The organism is Mesorhizobium sp. USDA 4132, from assembly GCF_056279545.1.
Genome location: NZ_JBWCCP010000001.1, coordinates 2,353,541 through 2,371,891 on the forward strand (window position 1 = coordinate 2,353,541; position 18,351 = coordinate 2,371,891).

20 protein-coding genes are annotated in these 18,351 nt (G+C 62.0%); 8 read left to right on the forward strand and 12 right to left on the reverse strand.

Translation table 11 applies throughout. From position 1 onward, the window contains the following. Positions 1–7: 7 nt before the first annotated feature. The 6 genes from ACZ9IU_RS12150 to ACZ9IU_RS12175 all read right to left on the reverse strand — a co-directional run bounded on the left by ACZ9IU_RS12150 (position 8) and on the right by ACZ9IU_RS12175 (position 5,511). Positions 8–1,036 carry a zinc-binding dehydrogenase gene (locus tag ACZ9IU_RS12150; RefSeq protein ID WP_038543266.1) on the reverse strand — a complete coding sequence of 343 codons (1,029 nt, stop codon included), beginning with the start codon at positions 1,034–1,036 and terminating at the stop codon, positions 8–10. Between the two features lie 59 nt (positions 1,037–1,095). Next, the gene (locus ACZ9IU_RS12155; RefSeq protein WP_038543268.1) at positions 1,096–2,382 is read right to left on the reverse strand and encodes a beta-ketoacyl-ACP synthase; all 1,287 of its coding nucleotides are present in this window, start codon (positions 2,380–2,382) and stop codon (positions 1,096–1,098) included. 11 nt (positions 2,383–2,393) lie between these two features. Then, positions 2,394–3,593, reverse strand: a complete 1,200-nt coding sequence (locus ACZ9IU_RS12160; RefSeq protein ID WP_038543270.1) for a beta-ketoacyl-ACP synthase — start codon at positions 3,591–3,593, stop codon at positions 2,394–2,396. A 39-nt stretch (positions 3,594–3,632) separates the two neighbouring features. Then, the gene (locus tag ACZ9IU_RS12165; protein ID WP_037082199.1) at positions 3,633–4,106 is read right to left on the reverse strand and encodes a 3-hydroxyacyl-ACP dehydratase FabZ family protein; all 474 of its coding nucleotides are present in this window, start codon (positions 4,104–4,106) and stop codon (positions 3,633–3,635) included. A gap of 31 nt (positions 4,107–4,137) precedes the next feature. Further along, on the reverse strand, positions 4,138–4,422 hold the full coding sequence (locus tag ACZ9IU_RS12170) for an acyl carrier protein (protein WP_092662234.1): 285 nt from the start codon (positions 4,420–4,422) through the stop codon (positions 4,138–4,140). Positions 4,423–4,539: 117 nt separating this feature from the next. Further along, a complete protein-coding gene (locus tag ACZ9IU_RS12175; protein WP_038543272.1) occupies positions 4,540–5,511 on the reverse strand; it encodes a nucleoside hydrolase in 972 nt (323 codons plus the stop codon). Between the two features lie 177 nt (positions 5,512–5,688). Here ACZ9IU_RS12175 and ACZ9IU_RS12180 point away from each other — a divergent pair, with 177 nt between their 5' ends. Next, a complete protein-coding gene (locus tag ACZ9IU_RS12180; protein ID WP_038543274.1) occupies positions 5,689–6,474 on the forward strand; it encodes a TSUP family transporter in 786 nt (261 codons plus the stop codon). On the opposite strand, the gene cobU is transcribed toward ACZ9IU_RS12180, so the two are convergent. After that, positions 6,471–6,992, reverse strand: a complete 522-nt coding sequence (gene cobU, locus ACZ9IU_RS12185) for a bifunctional adenosylcobinamide kinase/adenosylcobinamide-phosphate guanylyltransferase (protein ID WP_038543276.1) — start codon at positions 6,990–6,992, stop codon at positions 6,471–6,473. The two genes, ACZ9IU_RS12180 and cobU, sit on opposite strands and share 4 nt — an antisense overlap. Positions 6,993–7,683: 691 nt before the next feature. On the opposite strand from cobU, the gene ACZ9IU_RS12190 reads away from it, so the two are divergent. The 3 genes from ACZ9IU_RS12190 (at position 7,684) to ACZ9IU_RS12200 (ending at position 10,181) form a co-directional block, all read left to right on the forward strand. Further along, positions 7,684–8,679 (forward strand): ABC transporter substrate-binding protein, encoded by a 996-nt coding sequence (locus tag ACZ9IU_RS12190; protein ID WP_038543277.1) that lies wholly within the window; start codon positions 7,684–7,686, stop codon positions 8,677–8,679. Positions 8,680–8,797: 118 nt separating this feature from the next. Next, entirely contained in the window at positions 8,798–9,811 is a 1,014-nt protein-coding gene (gene bmt / locus ACZ9IU_RS12195; RefSeq protein WP_038543279.1) for a betaine--homocysteine S-methyltransferase, read from the forward strand. 25 nt (positions 9,812–9,836) lie between these two features. Then, the gene (locus tag ACZ9IU_RS12200) at positions 9,837–10,181 is read left to right on the forward strand and encodes a hypothetical protein (protein WP_038543281.1); all 345 of its coding nucleotides are present in this window, start codon (positions 9,837–9,839) and stop codon (positions 10,179–10,181) included. A gap of 10 nt (positions 10,182–10,191) precedes the next feature. On the opposite strand, the gene ACZ9IU_RS12205 is transcribed toward ACZ9IU_RS12200, so the two are convergent. The 4 genes from ACZ9IU_RS12205 to ACZ9IU_RS12220 form a co-directional block, all read right to left on the reverse strand. Beyond that, positions 10,192–12,267 (reverse strand): vWA domain-containing protein, encoded by a 2,076-nt coding sequence (locus tag ACZ9IU_RS12205; protein ID WP_038543284.1) that lies wholly within the window; start codon positions 12,265–12,267, stop codon positions 10,192–10,194. Further along, a complete protein-coding gene (locus ACZ9IU_RS12210) occupies positions 12,264–12,791 on the reverse strand; it encodes an RNA polymerase sigma factor (RefSeq protein WP_038543286.1) in 528 nt (175 codons plus the stop codon). The genes ACZ9IU_RS12205 and ACZ9IU_RS12210 overlap by 4 nt, the downstream gene beginning before the upstream one ends. Positions 12,792–12,877: 86 nt before the next feature. Beyond that, positions 12,878–13,555, reverse strand: coding sequence for a 4Fe-4S dicluster domain-containing protein (locus tag ACZ9IU_RS12215; protein WP_038543289.1), 678 nt, complete (start codon positions 13,553–13,555; stop codon positions 12,878–12,880). A 101-nt stretch (positions 13,556–13,656) separates the two neighbouring features. Continuing rightward, on the reverse strand, positions 13,657–15,231 hold the full coding sequence (locus tag ACZ9IU_RS12220; protein ID WP_038543291.1) for a trimethylamine methyltransferase family protein: 1,575 nt from the start codon (positions 15,229–15,231) through the stop codon (positions 13,657–13,659). 264 nt (positions 15,232–15,495) lie between these two features. Here ACZ9IU_RS12220 and ACZ9IU_RS12225 point away from each other — a divergent pair, with 264 nt between their 5' ends. Next, on the forward strand, positions 15,496–16,197 hold the full coding sequence (locus tag ACZ9IU_RS12225; protein WP_038543293.1) for a corrinoid protein: 702 nt from the start codon (positions 15,496–15,498) through the stop codon (positions 16,195–16,197). 30 nt (positions 16,198–16,227) lie between these two features. Here ACZ9IU_RS12225 and ACZ9IU_RS12230 read toward each other — a convergent pair whose 3' ends face one another. Continuing rightward, positions 16,228–16,386 carry an entericidin domain-containing protein gene (locus ACZ9IU_RS12230; protein WP_038543295.1) on the reverse strand — a complete coding sequence of 53 codons (159 nt, stop codon included), beginning with the start codon at positions 16,384–16,386 and terminating at the stop codon, positions 16,228–16,230. A 14-nt stretch (positions 16,387–16,400) separates the two neighbouring features. Between ACZ9IU_RS12230 and ACZ9IU_RS12235 the strand changes: the two genes are divergently transcribed. The 3 genes from ACZ9IU_RS12235 (at position 16,401) to ACZ9IU_RS12245 (ending at position 18,306) form a co-directional block, all read left to right on the forward strand. After that, positions 16,401–17,042: a DUF1638 domain-containing protein gene (locus ACZ9IU_RS12235; protein ID WP_244447501.1), complete on the forward strand. Its 642-nt coding sequence runs from the start codon at positions 16,401–16,403 to the stop codon at positions 17,040–17,042. A 58-nt stretch (positions 17,043–17,100) separates the two neighbouring features. Then, positions 17,101–17,874 (forward strand): formyl transferase, encoded by a 774-nt coding sequence (locus ACZ9IU_RS12240; protein ID WP_038543298.1) that lies wholly within the window; start codon positions 17,101–17,103, stop codon positions 17,872–17,874. Between the two features lie 129 nt (positions 17,875–18,003). Further along, the gene (locus ACZ9IU_RS12245; RefSeq protein ID WP_038543300.1) at positions 18,004–18,306 is read left to right on the forward strand and encodes a virulence factor; all 303 of its coding nucleotides are present in this window, start codon (positions 18,004–18,006) and stop codon (positions 18,304–18,306) included. Positions 18,307–18,351 lie beyond the last annotated feature (45 nt).

An 18,351-nucleotide genomic window follows, 5' to 3' on the forward strand; every position in this document is an offset into this window, starting at 1 on the left:
AGACGCCTCAGTCCATCCGGAGCACGATTTTGCCGAACACCTGGCGAGTTTCCATCCGCTCCAGCGCCTTGTCGATCTCGGCGAAGGTGACTTCCGTGTCGATCACCGGATGAACAATGCCCTGAGCCATCTTCTGCATGGCATTCGCCATGTTCTCCATGCGGCAGCCGAATGAGCCGAACAGCTTCAGCTGCTGCTGGAACAGCATCATCAGGTTCATGTCGGTCGAGATGCCGGACGTGGAGCCACAGGTGACGAGGCGGCCGCCACGCTTCATGCACAGCATCGAGCCGGCCCAGGTATCCTTGCCGACATGTTCGAAGACGACGTCGACGCCCTTCTTCTTGGTGAGCTTGCGCACGACGCCTTCAAACCGGTCGGTGCGGTAGTTGATGACGTGATCGGCGCCGAGCGCCTTGGCCCGTTCGATCTTGTCGTCCGAACCGACCGTGGTGATCACCGTGCAGCCGATCTTCTTGGCGAGCTGGATCGCCGCCGTGCCGATGCCGGAGCCGCCGGCATGGACCAGAATGGTTTCGCCCGGCTGCAGCTTGGCATTGTCGAACAACATGTGCTCGACGGTCCCGAAGGTGACCGGTGCCAGCGCTGCGGCAATCGCATCGACGCCCGGGGGTGCCGGCACGAGCAGGCGGGCCGGCAAATTGGCCTTTTCCTGCGCGAAACCGTCAAGGTGGAAGCCGTGCACGCCGGACACGTGTTCGCAGAGATTGTCGCGCTTCTCGCGGCAGGGCTTGCAGAGGCCGCAGGTGCGCGCGCCGTAGATCGACACGAGCTGGCCGGGCAGGACGTTCGAAACGCCCGGCCCGATCGCCTCGACGACGCCGGAGGCTTCCGCTCCGATCGTCAGCGGCATCTTGCGCTTGGCGAACGCCATGCCGCGCCAGCCCCAGACGTCGATATGGTTAAGCGCGACGGCCTTGACCCGCAGCGTTACCTCGCCTGGGCCTGGGGCCTCGGGCTCGGGAATGTCCACGGCTTCGAGCTTCCGGTCATCGATCAGTTGCAGAGCGCGCATAATAGGTCTTCCTTCGCCCGGAGGCGTCCCAATTCGTCAAACGTGATTGGCGACGGTCTCTAAGCCGGTTCCAGCGCCATGACAAGGCTGGCGTTCTGTCCGCCGAAGCCGAATGAGTTGGAAAGGACCGCTGTCGGCTGTCCATCCCGCTTTTTGTTCGGCACGACATCGAGCACGATCGTCGGATCGGGGTTGGTATAGTTGATGGTCGGCGGCAGGGTTCCGGTCAGCATCGTCTGGATCGAGAAGACGGCTTCGACGGCGCCGGCCGCAGTCAACGTATGGCCGATCATCGACTTGTTGGAGGAAACCGGGATTTCCTTCAACCGGTCGCCGAAGACGGCGAGCATAGCGCCATATTCCATCTTGTCGTTTTCCGGCGTCGAGGTGCCGTGCGCATTGATATAGCCGATGCTGCCCTCGTCCATGCCGGCGTCTGCCAGCGCCGCGCGGATCGTCGCAATTGCCGGGCCGCCGTCAGGCGAAGAACGGGTGCGGTGGAAATGGTCGGCCTTTTCGCCGCAGCCCTTCATGATGCCGAGCACCTTGGCGCCGCGGGCGATGGCCGATTCGAGCGATTCGAGCACCAGCGTCGCCGCGCCTTCGGCGATGACGAACCCGTCGCGGTCCTTGCTGAACGGCTTTGACGCCTTTTCCGGCGGATCATTCTGAGTGGAGAGTGCGGAGAGGAGCGAGAAGCGGATCAGTGCTTCGGCGCTGACCGAACCGTCGGTCGCAACCACCAGCGAGCGATCGGTGCGGCCCTGACGGATCGCTTCGACGCCGAGCTGGATGGCGGTGACACCGGAGGCACAGGCCGTCGAGAGGGTCACGGGCAGGCCGCGCGTGCCGAACTTGTCGGCGAGGCGTTCGGAGATCGACCCGAATTGCACGGCTTCGAGGAAGACCGGATCGGGACGTTCGCGCATGGCGGCGAGGAAACGGTCATAGGCGTCGCCTTCGGCCTTCGATGGCGGAGCGCGGTCTGCAAGCGCGAAACGATCGCTCCATTCCGGCTCGACCGGCGGCGCGGCAAGAAAGAGCGGCCCGTCGAAATCGCCGGAAAGGCCCGACTGCGCAAGCGCTTCGACCGTCGTCTCGCGGGCAAAAGCGAAGGAACGTTCGACAGAGTTTTCGGCCGGAACGGCAATGAAATCCACCGTGCCTGCGATCCGGGTGGAAAGGCCCGCGGTCGGGAAACGGGTCACCTTGTGGATGCCGGAGGTGCCGGAGGTCAGCGCCGCCCAGTTGTCGGCAAGGCCCTGGCCGAGCGAGGTAATGACGCCCATGCCGGTGATCGCGATGATCGGACGGCCGAGATGATCCTTGAAGCGGTTGTCGCTCATCAAAATCTCCTTTACGCGGCCGAGAGGACTGCAAGGCCCTCGCCGCGCGTATAACCGACCGTCGTCACCACTGCGTGTTTGGCAGGCGCCGTCATCGGCTTTTCGTTCTGGGCATCGAATGTGGGAACTTTTGCCGCGCCATCCAAGGTCAATGCCGCAAGGGCCAGACCCAAGGGGAATTGCGCTTCCATGCCATGGCCGGTGACGCCGCCAAATCCGCGGATCGCAGCGCCCGGGAATTCGGTCTCCAGCAGCGTTTTCTCCCGCGTCGTGAGATCGACGACGCCGCTTGCACCTGAAAACACGACCGTATCGGCCTTGGAACGGCCCGAGGCATGGCCAGCGAGACGGGCGAGACGTTTTTCGAGGCGGCCCTCGTCACGATTGCCGCGATCGCCTTCGATCGCATCGATGACAGCGTAGATATGGGCGCCCCGCGCCTGCGCATGGGCGCGCGATTCGAGCACCAGGAAGGCCCCGACGGTGCCCATGATCATGCCGCCGCCATTGTCGGCCGAGCGCGACCAGAGCGGATGCCAGCCGCCCGTCGCATGCGCACGAATACCCTCGACAAGAAGGATGATGTCGGCGCGTTCGGCGACGAAGGCGCCGCCGACCAGACTGTGGGTAGATTGGCCGGCCTTGATGCGGTGGAAGGCGGTCTCGACGGCGGAAATGCCGGCCGCCTCTTCGCCCATGAAGGTGCGCGACGAACCGGTGACCTTGTGGACGATCGAGATATTGCCGGCGACCAGGTTGGAAAGCTGCGCCAGAAACAGCGTCGGGCGAAGCTCGGTCGTCAGCTTCTCGTTGAGCAGCATTTCGCGGTCGTTGCGCTTCAGCGCTTCGTCGACGATCAGCGAATCGACCTTGATGTCGCGCTCGCCGCCGCCGGCGGCCACGATCATGTCCATGGAAGCGCAGGCTTCCGCATCCGTCTTCAGGCCAGCGTCGTCGAGCGCAAGGCCTGCGGAAAACACGCCGAGCCGCTGCCAGTTCTCCATCTGGCGCTGGTCGCCACGCTTGGCGATCTGCGCCGACCAGTCGATCTCGGGCATCGGATGCACCGGATACGGCGCGAAACGATCTGTCTCGACTTTCGGGGCACCCGCTTCCGGCGCCGACAGGAGCTCGATATGCGGCTCCTTGCCCACGCCCTGGCTGGTGACGATCCCGATACCAGTGATCACGACATCATTGTCAGACTTCATAATGTCCTCTTTGACCCACCGGGTTGAACGGGCAGGCTTTTATGCGCTTGCGGCAATCGCATCCATCAGGCCGACCTCTTCCGCACGCTTGCGGATGACCGGCGCCAGCGGGATTTCGCTGAACGGCATGGTGCGCAGTTTAAGCTGTGCGTCGCAGACCTTCTTGCCGTTACACGTGATCTTTGCTTTGGTCACCGCGTAACCGGACCCCTCATGCTCCAGAAACGCCTCGATGTCGAGAACCGCGTCGGGCTCCACAAAGGCGCGCATCTTGGCGCCGTCGACCGACATCAGGAACGGCATGGCGGCGAAATCGGTGGCGGCAAGCACCAGGAAACCGGAGGCCTGCGCCATGGTCTCGATCAGGAGCACGCCAGGTACCAGCGGCATTCCGGGAAAATGGCCTTCGAAGACAGGGCTTTTGGAAGGCACGACAGACCGCGCCTTCAACACTTTGGCCCCAAGATCGACCGCTTCGACGCGGTCGATCATCTGGAAATATTCGAGCAGCATGAGTTTGCCGGCCCGGGATGATCGGTGACGATCAGCCCTTGGCCGCCTTCAGCTCGTCGATCTTGGCACACAGGTTCTTCAGGACGAAGTACTCTTCGGTCGAAACCTTGCCTTCGTTGACTTCCTGGGTCCACTGTTCCAGCGGAATCTTGATCCCGAATTCCTTGTCGATGGCGAACACGATATCCAGGAAGTCCAGGCTATCGATGCCCAGGTCATCGATCGTGTGGCTTTCCGGCGTGATCGTCTCGCGATCGATTTCGCTGGTCTCAGCGATGATGTCGGCAACTTTATCGAATGTAGCTGTCACGCCCATGTCCTTTGTCGAATATCCAAATCAAGGTTCCACATAGGGAAATCGATCACAAATGCCAATGGCCTCGTGTTCCCGCGTGAAAATTTGCACCGGAACTGTTGCCTAAACAGCAATCGCCTAGGCACCGGAAGCTCGGCTCTCGACCAGCGCGGCGCGGATTACCTCGAGAACTTCGCCTGATCGGACGTCGGTGCACACCCACTGGCTCGGCTGACCGTCCCAGGCGGTGCCGACGAACTTGCGGCCGCTGTCGGGGGCCTGGATCGTTTCGCCGTCGGCAATGCCGCCGCAGACGACCCGCACCGCGCCGCTGCGGAGAATGAAGAGGTCCGGCCGCACCAGATAGACGCAAGCCGTGCTGTCATGTACCGCCATGCCGGAAATGCCGACCCGGCTCTTGTAGAACTCGATGTAATATTGCGACAGGTCGGAGAGCAGCTGCACCGATTTTTCGCCCGACTTGGCCATGTCGGCAAGATACTCCCCCGTCATGATCGTCTTCAGCGTCACATCGAGCCCGACGATGGTGACCTTCCAGGGCGTGGTGAAGATGATGTCGGCGGCTTCCGGATCGCCATGGATATTGGCTTCCGCTGCCGGCGTGACATTGCCGTTCACATCGAAGGCGCCGCCCATGACGATGACTTCCTTGACGAGGCCGGCAAAATCCGGATCGGCCTGCAGCGCCAGCGCCATGTTTGTCATGCGGCCGACGGCGATCAGCGTCACTTCGCCCGGATTGTCGCGGACGGTATCGATGATGAACTGGTAGGCGGGACGCGGGTCGAGCGGCCAGTCTATCGTGTCCGGCAGGCCGATATTGCCGAGACCGTCAAGGCCGTGCACGACGGAAGCGGCGCGATCGTCGCTTCGCAACGGATCGATCGTCCTGTCGGCGCCTCTGGCGATCGGCGCGGAAATTCCCCATTCCTGATGCAGGAACTGCGCATTGCGCGTGGTCAGATCAAGTGACACATTGCCGAAAACGGTCGTGACGCCAATCAGGTCGACTTCAGGATGCCGGTGCAGAAAGAGCAGCGCCATCGCGTCGTCAACGCCGGGGTCCGTATCGAAAATGACCTTGTGCATGTGCTTTCCTCGTTCGGCTCTTCGAAAGCCGCGCACAATAACGCCAAACCAATGATGCGCAATCCCGGAAGCAACATGGCTGGAGTTCCGCTGGAGATGGTTGCGGTCAACGCGGTTCGATGCGAGAAGCACGCCGCACCCGTCCGGATGCGCCTCCCCTGACAGAGTCTCCTCCCCTTGACCGACCTCGCATTCCAATTCCTCTTCCTGCTGTTTCTTGCCGCGATTTTTGCTGGTTTCGTCGATTCGATCGCCGGCGGTGGTGGGCTCATCACCATTCCGGTCATGCTGATCGCAGGCATCCCGCCGCTCGAATCGCTTGCTACGAACAAACTGCAGTCGCAGTTCGGATCGGCATCCGCGACGATTGCCTATGCGCGGCGAGGTCACGTGAACTTAAAAAGTCAGTTGCCGATGGCGACGATGTCGCTGATCGGCGGGGCCGTCGGCGCCACGCTCGCGTCGTTGGTGCCGGCGGGTTGGCTTGCCGCGGCAATCCCGTTCCTGCTGATCGCCATCGCGCTGTTCTTCGCCATCAAGCCCAATCTCAACGATATCGACAGTCACCGCCGGGTGACGCCTTTGGTGTTCGGGGTGACGATCGTCCCGTTGGTCGGCCTGTATGACGGCATCTTCGGGCCTGGTGCCGGCTCTTTCTACATGCTGGGTTTCGTACTGCTCGCCGGCTTTGGCATGCTGAAGGCGACCGCCCACACCAAGCTCATCAATCTCGGCTCGAATTTCGGCTCGTTCCTGGTCTTTGCGGCAACCGGGTCCGTACTCTGGAAGATTGGCCTGATCATGGGCGTCGGCCAGTTCCTCGGCGCCCAGGTCGGCTCGCGGCTGGCCATGAAGAACGGCGCGAAGCTGATCAAGCCGCTGCTTGTCATCTCCTGCCTGGCGCTCGCCCTGAAGCTGCTCGCCGACCCGACCCATCCCGTCCGCGTCTGGCTCGGCTTCTAGCTCTTCATCCTGAGCGGCAGACCGGCGGCGACGAAGAAGACCTCGTCGGCAGATGCCGCGATCCGCTGGTGCAGCCTTCCGGCATGGTCTCTGAACTCCCGCGCCATTCTGTTGTCCGGCACGATGCCGAGGCCGACCTCGTTGGAGACAACGATCAGTTTCGCTGAGAGGCTTTCGAACTGCCGCACGAATGCGGCGGCGGCAGTGTCGATATCGCGCTCGTCCATCATCAGGTTGGTGAGCCAGAGCGTCAGGCAATCGACGAGGATGACCCTCCCCGGCGCATCGATGTCGGTCAGTCGCTCCACCAGATCGAGCGGCACTTCGTGCGTGGTCCAGCCGTCTCCGCGATCGACGCGATGCCGGGCGATGCGCTCGCGCATCTCGTCGTCATAGGCACGACCGGTGGCAACGTAGTGCCGTTCCAGGCCGCTCTCTTGGGCAAGCCTTTCCGAAAACCCGGATTTGCCCGAGCGGGCGCCGCCGAGGACAAGGGTGACGTGACCGTTGCGTGTCATGGAGAAAATGGCCTGAACCAGAGGGGACCGGACGATTCGTAGACAGGAGGCGTCCGGCCCTGTTGGTGATGATGTCTCTGGATTAGCATTACGGTCAAATGGTGCCGTCAGAAAGCACGGGTGTCAACCGATACCCGCTTGCCGTATTCAAGCCTCACCGACGAAAGGCCTCGGCTGACCGGGCTCGGCCAGCCGATTTTGACCGCAAATCCACGCAGGTGCCAAAAGGCCCACGAGCCAACATGACAATCGTGAATTCTACAACAATCGGAAGATGAAGCGTCCGCGGGCCAATAAAGCAGGCCCGCCATCGGACAGCGAGGGCAACCGGTACGCACTACCTGATCCGGCGCCAGGCGCGAGCTAACCGCCCGCATTAAAAGCAATAACGCGACATTCTTACCGGATGGTTAGTGAACTCCGGAAGTCACGCGATTTTCTCATTTTCCTTGCGGTTCCCTAAAAATGGGCCGTGGATAAATGATCCCAGGTCGCGCGTGTTGATTTCTGATCCCGAAACCCTACCGTGATTTGAGTTGACATATAAATGCGCAGTATCTGTGAAAAGCTGCCGCAAATGCGGATGTGGTAGATCCTTCGCAGGGCTGCTTGAAACTGCCTCCATCGGTTGATCACCATCTTGCGCTCTGCTGAAGTCAACACTGAAAGGAAACGGCCGGGAGGTCTCAAAATGAAAAAAATCCTCGCTTCCACGGTCTTCGCCGCCGGTCTTTATGCTTTCGCAGGGTCAGCCTCGGCGGACTGCGGTTCAGTCTCGATCGCCGAAATGAACTGGGCCTCAGCCGGCATCGCCGCCAATCTCGACAAGATCATCCTGGAACAGGGTTTCGGCTGCACCGTCGAACTCGTCGCGGGTGACACGCTTCCGACTTTCACATCCATGAACGAAAGGGGCCAGCCGGACCTCGCACCGGAATTCTGGATCAACTCCGTCCGCACGTCCCTCGACAAGGCCGTTGCCGAAGGCCGCCTGGTGATCGGCGCCGAAATCCTGTCGGATGGAGCCGTCGAGGGCTGGTGGATCCCGAAATTCCTTGCCGACTCGCATCCGGACATCAAGACGGTCGCGCAGGCGCTCGCCCATCCGGATCTCTTTCCGGCTCCGCAGAAGTCGGCCAGAGGCGTCGTCTACAACTGCCCGTCCGGATGGAGTTGTCAGATTTCGACCGCGAATCTTTTCAGGGCTCTCGGCGGCAAAGAGAAGAATTTCGACCTGATCGACACCGGCACGGCAGCAGGCCTCGACCAATCGATCGCCGCCGCCTTCGAGAAGAAGACCGGCTGGCTCGGTTATTACTGGGCGCCAACCGCCTTCCTCGGCAAATACGAGATGGTGAAGCTCTCCTTCGGCGTGCCGCACGACAAGGCCGATTGGGACGCCTGCACCGCTGTCCCCAACTGCCTGAACCCCAAGGTGAACTCTTATCCGACCTCGCAGGCCTTCACCCTGGTGACCAAGCAGTTTGCTCAAAAGGCTGAGGTGGCGATGGACTATATCAAGAGGCGCAAGTGGAGCAATGCGACGGTCAATGGCGTGCTCGCCTGGCAGGAGGCCAACAAGAGCACCAACGAGGCTGCCGCCAAACATTTCCTCGAAACCAGTCCGGACATCTGGACCAAATGGCTGGCCCCCGACATCGCCGATAAGATCAAGGCGTCGCTCTGAGCCGGCCATTCGGGCGGGCGCTGCTGGAGCCGCCGGCGTCGCGAAGAGGCGCGTGGCCGCGGCTTGAAATCATATAAAGATTTCTTTATATGATTGATCGCTATTGCAAGGAGCGCCCATGCCGACCGCCAACGCACTGACCGAACTTCTGGCCGAGAAGGGCGTGCTGCTGGCTGACGGCGCGACCGGCACCAATCTCTTCGCCATGGGCCTGGAAGCCGGCGAAGCGCCGGAACTGTGGAACGAGGCCGCGCCTGAGAAGATCGAGAAGCTGCATCAGGATTTCGTCGACGCAGGCGCCGATATCATCCTCACCAATTCCTTCGGTGGCACGCGCCAGCGGCTGAAGCTGCACAAGGCGGAAGGCCGGGTGCACGAACTCAACAGGCTTGCCGCCGAGATCGCCCGCAAGGTGGCAGACAAAGCGGGCCGCAAGGTGATCGTCGCCGGTTCGGTCGGTCCGACCGGCGAACTGTTCGTACCGCTCGGCGCCATGACCTATGAGGATGCAGTCGCCGCCTTCGCGGAACAGATCGAGGGCCTGAAGACCGGCGGCGCCGATATCGCCTGGATCGAGACCATGTCCGCGCCGGAGGAAATCCGCGCAGCGGCCGAAGCGGCCGTCAGGGCCGGGTTGCCCTATACCTATACCGGCTCTTTCGACACGGCCGGCAGGACGATGATGGGCCTCGATCCCAAGCAGATCCACAGCGTGGCAAAGGATGTCGGCGAAGGTCCGGTCGCGGCTGGCGCCAATTGCGGCGTCGGCGCCTCCGATATCCTGTCCAGCCTGCTCGACATGACAGCCGCCGATCCTGACGCTGTCACTATCGTCAAAGGCAATTGCGGCATTCCGGAATTTCGTGGCTCGGAAATCTTCTATTCCGGCACGCCGCCGCTGATGGCCGAATATGCGCGGCTTGCCCGCGATGCCGGCGCAAGGATCATCGGCGGATGCTGCGGCACGTCCTGCGAACACCTGGTCGCCATGCGCTCGGCGCTCGACGATTACACCCCCCGGCCGCGGCCGACGATCGAGGAAATCGTCGACAAGATCGGCCCGCTGCGCAATAAGACCGCCAGCGAATCGGGCGGAGATTCCGGCCGGGAAAGACGTCGCCGTCGCGGCTGACGCGTGAGGGCTGAAGGATAGAGACATGGCAAACATATCCCCGATCGGCAGCCGGGAAACGGTAGCGGAAAGCCTTGCGAGTTTCTCAACCGAGAACCAATCGTGGCTGGCCCTGCTGATGGACAATCCGACATCCGACGATCTGCTGCTCGATGGCCTGCATCTCTATCTCGACCAGGCTTCGGAAGCAAAATTCCTGAATTCGCTGAAGCTGCAGAAATGCGGCGAATGGATCGGCGGCACCGCCCCTGCCCGGCTGCAGATCCGGCTGATGGAAGCGGCGAAATCGAGCCAGCATCCGGCTTATGCCGCCTTTCGCGACGGGCTGACCCGCTCCGGCGGACTGGAGCGGGCCTATCCCAAGGTTTGATTGAGACGGCCTAGCGGCGGTCGAGGGTCTCGGCGAGCCGCACCAAATCGAGGAACCCGCCGCGATATCCGAACGCATCCTCGCCGCGGGCATTACGCGCCATGTCGAGGATCAAGCGGTAGGGATAGGCGTCGAGCGCATCGGTGCCGCGCAGTTTTTGCCCGAAGGCTGCCACCGCTGTCGAGAACCGGACATCTTGAGGTGCTGACGCGAAGTCGCGCACCGCATTCATCTTGGTGACCGGCGTGGTGATCAGCTTGCTGCTATCGCCATCCGGCTGCTTGTAGCGGATTTTGACGAAGGCCATTTCATCGGAGACAGCAACCGGCGCGGATGGTGCGGCCGGGCCGTAGCGCAGCGGGTCGTTGAGTGCCGAGGCACTGCCCTTCGGCGTCACCTCGTAAATTGCCGTCACCGCATGACCGGAGCCGATATCGCCGGCATCCACCCGGTCATTGCTGAAATCCTCGCGCTTCAGCGCCCGGGTTTCATAGCCGACCAAACGATACTCCGAGATCTGCTGCGGGTTGAACTCCACCTGGATTTTTACATCCTTGGCGATCGGGAAAAGCGTCGAACCAGCCTCTTCGACCAGCGCCTTCTGCGCCTCGGCCAGCGTGTCGATATAGGCGGCGGTGCCGTTGCCGTTCTGGGCGAGCGTCTGCATCAGGCTGTCGTTGAGATTGCCTTCGCCGAAACCCAGAACCGACAGGAAGATACCGTCCTTGCGGCGCTGCTCGATGAGGCGCTTGAGGTCTTCGTCGCTGGAAGCGCCGACATTGAAATCGCCGTCAGTCGCCAGCATCACCCGGTTGACGCCGCCCTGGATAAAAGCCCGGCGCGCCAGCCGATAGGCCGCATCGATGCCTTCAGCCCCGGCCGTCGAACCGCCCGGCCGTAGATTGTCGATCGCGGCGAGGATCTTGTCCCGTTCGCGAGCGGAGGTCGGCTCCAGCACCGTTCCGGCATTGCCGGCATAAGTGACGATCGACACCTTGTCCTCCGGCTTCAATTTGCTCACCAGCAGGCGGAAGGCACTTTTGAGCAAAGGCAGCTTGTCGGGCGCGTTCATCGAGCCGGAGACGTCGATCAGGAAAACGAGATTGGCGGCAGGCTGCGAGGTCGGCGCGGTCTCGAACCCCTTGATCGCCACATGCATCAGCCGCGTTCCCGTATTCCACGGAGTGGGCGTGACGGTAACGGTGGTGCGGAACGGTTCGTCCGCCGTCTGCGGTCGCGGCCAGTCATAGGGGAAATAGTTGATCATCTCCTCGACCCGCACGCTGTCGGGATTGGGCAATCGTCCTTCCATCAGCGAGCGCCGCGCAAACGCATAGGAGGCGGTATCGACGTCGACGGAGAAGGTCGAAACCGGATCGGTTGCGACGTTTTTGACCGGGTTGGTGTCCGCGTTGGCGAAGCGGTCGCGGGTTTCTTCGAGCGGCGGCAGGATTTCACGCTCAGTTGGCGCATAACGGGGAGCAGCGGCCATCGGTGCTGCGCGCTCGGCCATCACCGGGGGCGCCGGCATGGGAGCAACCGATGGGCTGGGCGCAGCGCTCCGCTTGGCCGCACCGCCATTTGCCTCCTGCTTGTTCAGCTGGCGGGCAATATCCGCGGAGCTAAAATCCCTCTGCTTCGAGGATTGAACCGACGGTGCGGCATAGGCCTTCCGATCGGCTTCCTGCTGCGGTTCGGCCGGCTTCGCGACCGATGGTACCGGCACTCTCTCCGCCACGGGCTTCGGTGCGTCTATGACTTGCGGCAGCGCGACCTGCCCTGAGCTCGGCAGGTTGCCGCGCGTCAGTTCGAATGTCAGCAGGGCAGCCGTCGGAATGATCAGCATCGTCGCAAGTGCGGAGCCTGCGAGATAACGGTGTTGGGTAACCATGCGGATGCTCCAGATCCTATTGAGAACAGAGCTTTGACGCTGCCGCCAGGAACTTCCTTTGCTGCGCGCCGCATTTTTTTCCGTCTCGTCGAAGGCCTGCATGGCGGCGGCAAGCGCGCGGGCGCGAGCCGCATCGGAAGCGCGAGGCGCCGGGGCCAAATTGCCGAGCTGGTCGAATTCGTCCGTCATGGTCAAACCGCCTCCTTCTTCAGAAGGTCCTTCAATCGTTTACGTGCCTCGTGCAGATGCCAGGAGACCGTGTTTTCGCTGCAGTCGAGAATGCCCGCCGCAGCCGCATGGGACAGACCCTCGCTATGGACCAGCAGGACCGCATCCCGCTGTTTTTCCGGCAGGCGGCGCACCGCCGCCCATAGCCAGTCGCCGCGATCGTCCTCCTCCGGCTGCAGATGCGAAAAGAAGATCGGATCGTTTGCAAGCCGGTCCTGATCCCGTCTCCGACGGGAGGACTGGCGCTGATGGTCGCGCACCGCGTTCAGCGTCAGCGTGTAGAGCCAGGTGCGGAACGCCGACTGTCCTTTGAAGCTGCGGATCGCCTTGCCCAGCCGGATGCAGACGTCCTGGGCGATGTCTTCCGCATCGCTTTGCGAGCCGCACCAGCGCCAGGCGACGGCATGAATGAAATCGTAATGCGCTTCGACGAGCGCTGAGAACGCATTGCGGTCGCCTTGGCATGCCTTATCGAGGATTTCCGCGCTCACTTGCCCGCCCGCTTTTCCGTCGCTTAAGAGCTTAGACGTTTCGCTCAGGAAATTCCTTGGGGTATCCCAAGAAAAAATTTTTAAGCTCAGCGCACCAGCGCTTCCATATGGAACCGAAGCTGCCCCGGCGGGTAGTGATATTGCAGGCCGACCGGACAGGAGTTGCGGGCCGCACAGGCGGAAATCATGCAGGTCGCCTTGCCAGCGTCACTTGCAAGATAGGCGTGACATCGAGGAATATCGAAGCCCGACAAGCCGACCGCGTTGACGGGACAGGCTGACAGGCAGGGCTTTTCTGCGCAGCTCTCGCAAGGATGCTCGGCCTCATCAGGCGAAATCTCTATCGAATACGGAAAACCCAGAGCGCCTCGATAACCGTGCCAGAGCCCGAACTGCGGATGGATGAGGATGCCGAGCGGGGAAGACCTGAGACCTTCAGCCTTCATCGCCCATTGCTGGAACGGCTGCCAGGGCGGATCGGACGGGAAATAGGCAGCGGCCCGGAGCTGCTCGGCGAGCGGCCGGATCAGGGACTTCGACCACGTGTCGAGCGGATCGGGACCGTCATGGCGTTTTCGCCATTCCGTGAACGACGGCCAGATCGAACCGCCGACATTGCCGAGCAATACGACGGCCTGCGCAAGGGCACCGTCACCCAGCAACGGTCCCTCGCCCGTTCCGAAATTCACTACGCCGCGGATCAGGATGCCGTGGGGTTCGAGCCCCGCGGCAATCTCGTCGAGAACTGGTGAAGGCGGCCTCACCGAGGCCCCTGGTATTTGTAGTGAGGGCGCCAGACCCCTTCCTGGACGAAATCGGCGACCAGCCGGGCACCGCCTTGCTCCCTGGCGGCATCGGGCTCTCTTCAGGTGAAGGCGTCGGGCATCGAATCCTTGCGATCCTTGATGAACGCCAGCAGCGCCTCGTCGATCGCGGGATCGAGCGGCGGTGCTTCGTAGCTGTCGAGCCAGGAGCGGCAGAGCGCGTTGGCGCGCTGCTCGATCCGCTTCTCGCCCTCGATTTCCCACTGTTCGAAGGAATTGTTGTCCATCAGCGCCGAACGATAGAAGGCAGTCTGGAAATGTGCCTGGGTATGGGCGCAGCCGAGATAATGGCTGCCGGGGCCGACTTCGCGGATCGCGTCCAGCGCCTGGCCTTCTTCGGACAGATCGACGCCCTGCGCCATCTTCTGCATCATGCCGAGCTGGTCCTGGTCGATCATGAATTTCTCATAGGACGACACGAGGCCACCCTCCAGCCAGCCGGCGGCATGCAGCACGAAGTTGGTGCCGGCGAGCAGCGTCGTGTTCAGCGTATTGGCCGATTCGTGCGCCGCCTGGGCATCGGGCACCTTCGAGCCACAGAGCGAACCGCCGGTGCGGAACGGCAGGCCGAGGCGGCGGGCGAGCTGCGCCGCACCATAAGAGACCAGCGACGGTTCCGGGGTCCCGAATGTCGGCGCGCCGGACTGCATCGAGATCGACGCCGCGAACGTGCCGAACAGCACCGGCGAGCCCTTGCGGATCAGCTGCGTCAGCGCAGCACCGGCCAGTACTTCGGCAAGGATCTGCGTCAGCGTGCCGGTCACCGTCACCGGGCTCATGGCACCCGAGAGAATGAACGGCGAGACGACCGATGCCTGGTTATGCCGCGCATAAACCTTCAGCGCACCAAGCATGGTCCCGTCGAACACCATTGGAGAATTGGCGTTGATAAGGTTCAGGGTGACGCAATTGTTCTCGACGAACTCGTCGCCGAATACCAGTTTCGCCATGGCAACCGTGTCTTCGGCGCGTTCCGGCGCGGTGACCGATCCCATGAACGGCTTGTCGGAATATTTGATATGGCTGTAGACCATATCGAGATGCCGCTTGTTGACCGGCACATCGACCGGCTCGCAGACCGTGCCGCCCGACGAATGCATCGATGGCGCCATATAGGCGAGCTTCACGAAATTGCGGAAATCCTCGATCGTCGCGTAACGGCGCTTGCCGTCGAGGTCGCGCACGAAGGGAGGTCCGTAGACCGGCGCGAACACGGTCGCCTTGCCGCCAATCTGGACATTGCGCTCCGGATTGCGAGCATGCCAGGTGAATTCGCTCGGTGCTGTCTTCAGCAGTTCGCGGCACAGGCCCTTGGGGAAATGCACCCGGTGGCCCCGAACGTCGGCACCCGCCTTTGCCCAGAGTTCGAGCGCCTCCTCATCCTCGCGAAATTCGATGCCGATCTCTTCGAGGATGAGATCCGCATTGCGCTCGATGAGGGTAAGGCCCTCCTCGTCCAGCACCTCGTAGACGCCGATTTTGCGGGTGATATAGGGCAAGGAAAGACCGGGACCGTTGCCTGCGCGGGCCGCGCGGCGGCCTGCCGCTCCCCGCTCGCCGCGGCCGCGTCTGGCCCCGCTGCCTGCCGGTTCCGTCTCTGGGGTCAAATCGTCCATGATGTTCCTCGCCTCCGCTTTGAAAAGCGCCTCAAGCTTTTTTGATGCGCCATGCTAGGCTCAAGCGCAAGCCGAGCCCCGCCTTTCTGCGTCACGGGTTTGTACAGGACAGACATCACGCCGTGATCTTCCGTCGTTTTTCCGACGCGCCGCTGTCGCATACGAAAGAAATTGCCAAGCAAATTAAAGGTACAGATAGTCGGGACGGTAAACGTCTGATTTGCCGGCCTTCGAACCGGCCCCTCGAACGAAGGGAAACATTGCATGTCCGACGACGAAATCATCCTGGCGGAACTTTCCGACGAGGAACTCGTGCAGCAGATGCACGACGATCTTTACGACGGCTTGAAGGAGGAGATCGAGGAGGCGACCAACATCCTGCTCACGCGCGGCTGGACGCCCTATGACGTCCTCACCAAGGCCTTGGTCGAGGGTATGCGCATCGTCGGCATCGACTTCCGTGACGGCATTCTTTTCGTGCCGGAAGTGCTGCTATCGGCGGGTGCCATGAAGGCGGGCATGTTCATCCTGCGGCCGCTTCTGGTCGAGACCGGCGCTCCCAAACTCGGCAAGATGGTGATCGGCACCGTCAAGGGCGACATCCACGACATCGGCAAGAACCTTGTCGGCATGATGATGGAGGGAGCGGGCTTCGACGTGGTCGATCTTGGCATCAACAACCCGGTCGAGAACTATCTCGATGCGATCGAGCGGGAACAGCCGGATATTCTTGGAATGTCGGCGCTTTTGACCACGACCATGCCTTACATGAAGGTCGTCATCGATACGCTGAAGGAAAAGGGCATGCGCGACGACTATATCGTACTTGTCGGCGGCGCGCCGCTCAACGAGGAATTCGGCAAGGCGGTCGGCGCCGATGCCTATTGCCGCGATGCGGCGGTCGCCGTCGAAACGGCAAAGGAATATATCCGCCGCAAGCACAACAGCCTTGCCGCCGGCGCCTGAGGCGCCGAACGGCTTGCTGACGGCGACGCCTTAACGCGCAGCGCGATCGACCCGGCGTCCCGCATCCTGCGTGGCATTGACGGTGTTGGCCGCATCCTTGCCCATGCCGCGGATGGTATTGCCGCAGGAGGTGAGTGAAACCATCGTCGCGAGAAGAGCGGCGATTACCGTGACTGTCTTGACCGTCATGTTAGAATACTCCGATGGAGAGAAATGAAATCGTGGCGGAAATGGATTTTCCGGCAAAGGAACGTTCAACTTGCGAAAAAGTTCACGTGATCGCGTGCGGAGCGATCGCGCGGGAAATCCTTGCTGTTTCCAGGCAGCAAGGTCTTGGCCATATCGATCTCAACTGCCTGCCGGCGATCTGGCACGCCTATCCGCAGAAGATCGTTCCGGGGCTTGAAAGAGCCGTCGCCGAGGCGCGGGAAGCGGGTTTCGAAAAGATCTTTTTCGCCTATGCGGATTGCGGAACCGGCGGCGACATCGACCGGCTCTGCGAACGCGAGGGCATCGCCCGCATCGAGGGGCCGCACTGTTATTCCTTCTTCGCCGGAAACGACGCTTTTGCCGCAAAGGCGGACGAAGACCTGTTCTCATTCTTCTTGACAGATTTTCTCGCCCGCCAGTTCGAGGCCTTCGTCATCGAACCGCTCGGCCTCGATCGTCATCCGGAGTTGAAGGACATGTATTTCGGCAATTACCGAAAGCTCGTCTATCTGAGCCAGGAGGAAGACGAGGTCCTTCAGGAGAAGGCGCGTGGGGCCGCCGAATATCTCGGCCTGGAATACGAATACCGGTTCACCGGCTACGGCGACCTCACGCAGGCGTTACACTCGGTTTAACCGTTTCTTCGGGCCTTCGGCGGAAGAGTGCGGCCCTGCGCTTTTTGCGGAGGGATCGATGCAGGACCGGAATTCTCGGATCGTGGTGATGACGTCAGGCGGGGTGAACCCGCAGGTGATGATCAACGCGTTGGCAAAACATTTCCCCGACCTGCATGTCGTTGAGGAACAGCCGGAATCGAAGGGCACGCTTTTGAAACGCCGCGCCCGGCGGTTCGGCTGGTTTACCGCGCTTGGCCAACTTGCGACGATGATCGCGTCGCGGCTCACCAAGAGCGTGGCGGCGAGCCGCTCCGCCGAGATCATCCGCGACTACGGCCATTCCACCGAGCCTAACCCGGCGATCCCCGTGACGCACGTGGCCTCCCTCAACGATCCGGCCTGTCACGCAGCGGTGACAGGCCTGAAGCCCGCCGCGATCTTCACCATATCCTGCCGCATCCTGTCGCCGGAGACGCTTGCCGCTGTCCCCTGCCCGGTGATCAACTTCCACGCCGGCATCAATCCGATGTATCGCGGCCAGATGGGCGGCTATTGGTCGCGTGTCGAAGGCGACGAGAAGAACTTTGGCGCCACCGTGCATTTGGTCGACAAGGGCATCGATACCGGCGGAACGCTCTACGAGAAGCGGGTGGAGCCGGCGCGCTCGGATTCGCTCGCCACTTATCCGTTGCTGATGACCGCCTCTTCCGTCGATATCAGCGTCCGCGCGCTTCGCGATGCCATCGCCGGCACACTGAAGCCGTACCAGCCGCAAGGACCCTCCGCACTACGTTTCCCGCCGCCGATCTGGACCTGGGTCTATCACGGGCTGACCCGGAAGATCTGGTAACCGGCACCCGGCCCGACATCCGGCAAGGCAATCCCATCACCGCGTCGTATTTTGCTGGGTGCGACGTCGTCACAAGCGCAGTCTTGTCGCCCGCACCCGTGCATGCTGCACCTCAACACGGAGGAATTCATGGCCGACCGCATCGTCGTCTTCTGGCGGGATATTCCGGCGCAGGTGATCATCAAGAAGGGCCGCCAGACCGCCAAGCGGGAATTGTCGCTGCGCTTTACCGAGGCGATCGACATGTGCGCGATGCGCAGCGGCGCAGCCGGCACCGACGACTATCTCGCCGAATGGCGCAAGGCACAACCGATCGCCGTCTCCGACGATCTTGAGGCCGAAGCCGACAGGGCGGCGGCCGAACTCGAAGCAGCTTATGACCGGGAAAAGCTCGTCGCGCTGGTGAAGACCGGCGGCCGCGAAACCGCCTGACGTTCAGACATTCACATCGTTTAGCGCCGCATCGCGCGCCTGGAG

Coding starts and splice junctions, on each gene's coding strand:
- cobU (WP_038543276.1), bottom strand. CDS start 6,992: ATGACACGCAACGGTCACGTCACCCTTGTCCTCGGCGGCGCCCGCTCG.
- ACZ9IU_RS12235 (WP_244447501.1), top strand. CDS start 16,401: ATGGAGAGAAATGAAATCGTGGCGGAAATGGATTTTCCGGCAAAGGAA.
- ACZ9IU_RS12240 (WP_038543298.1), top strand. CDS start 17,101: ATGCAGGACCGGAATTCTCGGATCGTGGTGATGACGTCAGGCGGGGTG.
- ACZ9IU_RS12165 (WP_037082199.1), bottom strand. CDS start 4,106: ATGCTGCTCGAATATTTCCAGATGATCGACCGCGTCGAAGCGGTCGAT.
- ACZ9IU_RS12155 (WP_038543268.1), bottom strand. CDS start 2,382: ATGAGCGACAACCGCTTCAAGGATCATCTCGGCCGTCCGATCATCGCG.
- ACZ9IU_RS12245 (WP_038543300.1), top strand. CDS start 18,004: ATGGCCGACCGCATCGTCGTCTTCTGGCGGGATATTCCGGCGCAGGTG.
- ACZ9IU_RS12170 (WP_092662234.1), bottom strand. CDS start 4,422: ATGGGCGTGACAGCTACATTCGATAAAGTTGCCGACATCATCGCTGAG.
- ACZ9IU_RS12150 (WP_038543266.1), bottom strand. CDS start 1,036: ATGCGCGCTCTGCAACTGATCGATGACCGGAAGCTCGAAGCCGTGGAC.
- bmt (WP_038543279.1), top strand. CDS start 8,798: ATGCCGACCGCCAACGCACTGACCGAACTTCTGGCCGAGAAGGGCGTG.
- ACZ9IU_RS12220 (WP_038543291.1), bottom strand. CDS start 15,231: ATGGACGATTTGACCCCAGAGACGGAACCGGCAGGCAGCGGGGCCAGA.
- ACZ9IU_RS12225 (WP_038543293.1), top strand. CDS start 15,496: ATGTCCGACGACGAAATCATCCTGGCGGAACTTTCCGACGAGGAACTC.
- ACZ9IU_RS12200 (WP_038543281.1), top strand. CDS start 9,837: ATGGCAAACATATCCCCGATCGGCAGCCGGGAAACGGTAGCGGAAAGC.
- ACZ9IU_RS12230 (WP_038543295.1), bottom strand. CDS start 16,386: ATGACGGTCAAGACAGTCACGGTAATCGCCGCTCTTCTCGCGACGATG.
- ACZ9IU_RS12190 (WP_038543277.1), top strand. CDS start 7,684: ATGAAAAAAATCCTCGCTTCCACGGTCTTCGCCGCCGGTCTTTATGCT.
- ACZ9IU_RS12175 (WP_038543272.1), bottom strand. CDS start 5,511: ATGCACAAGGTCATTTTCGATACGGACCCCGGCGTTGACGACGCGATG.
- ACZ9IU_RS12160 (WP_038543270.1), bottom strand. CDS start 3,593: ATGAAGTCTGACAATGATGTCGTGATCACTGGTATCGGGATCGTCACC.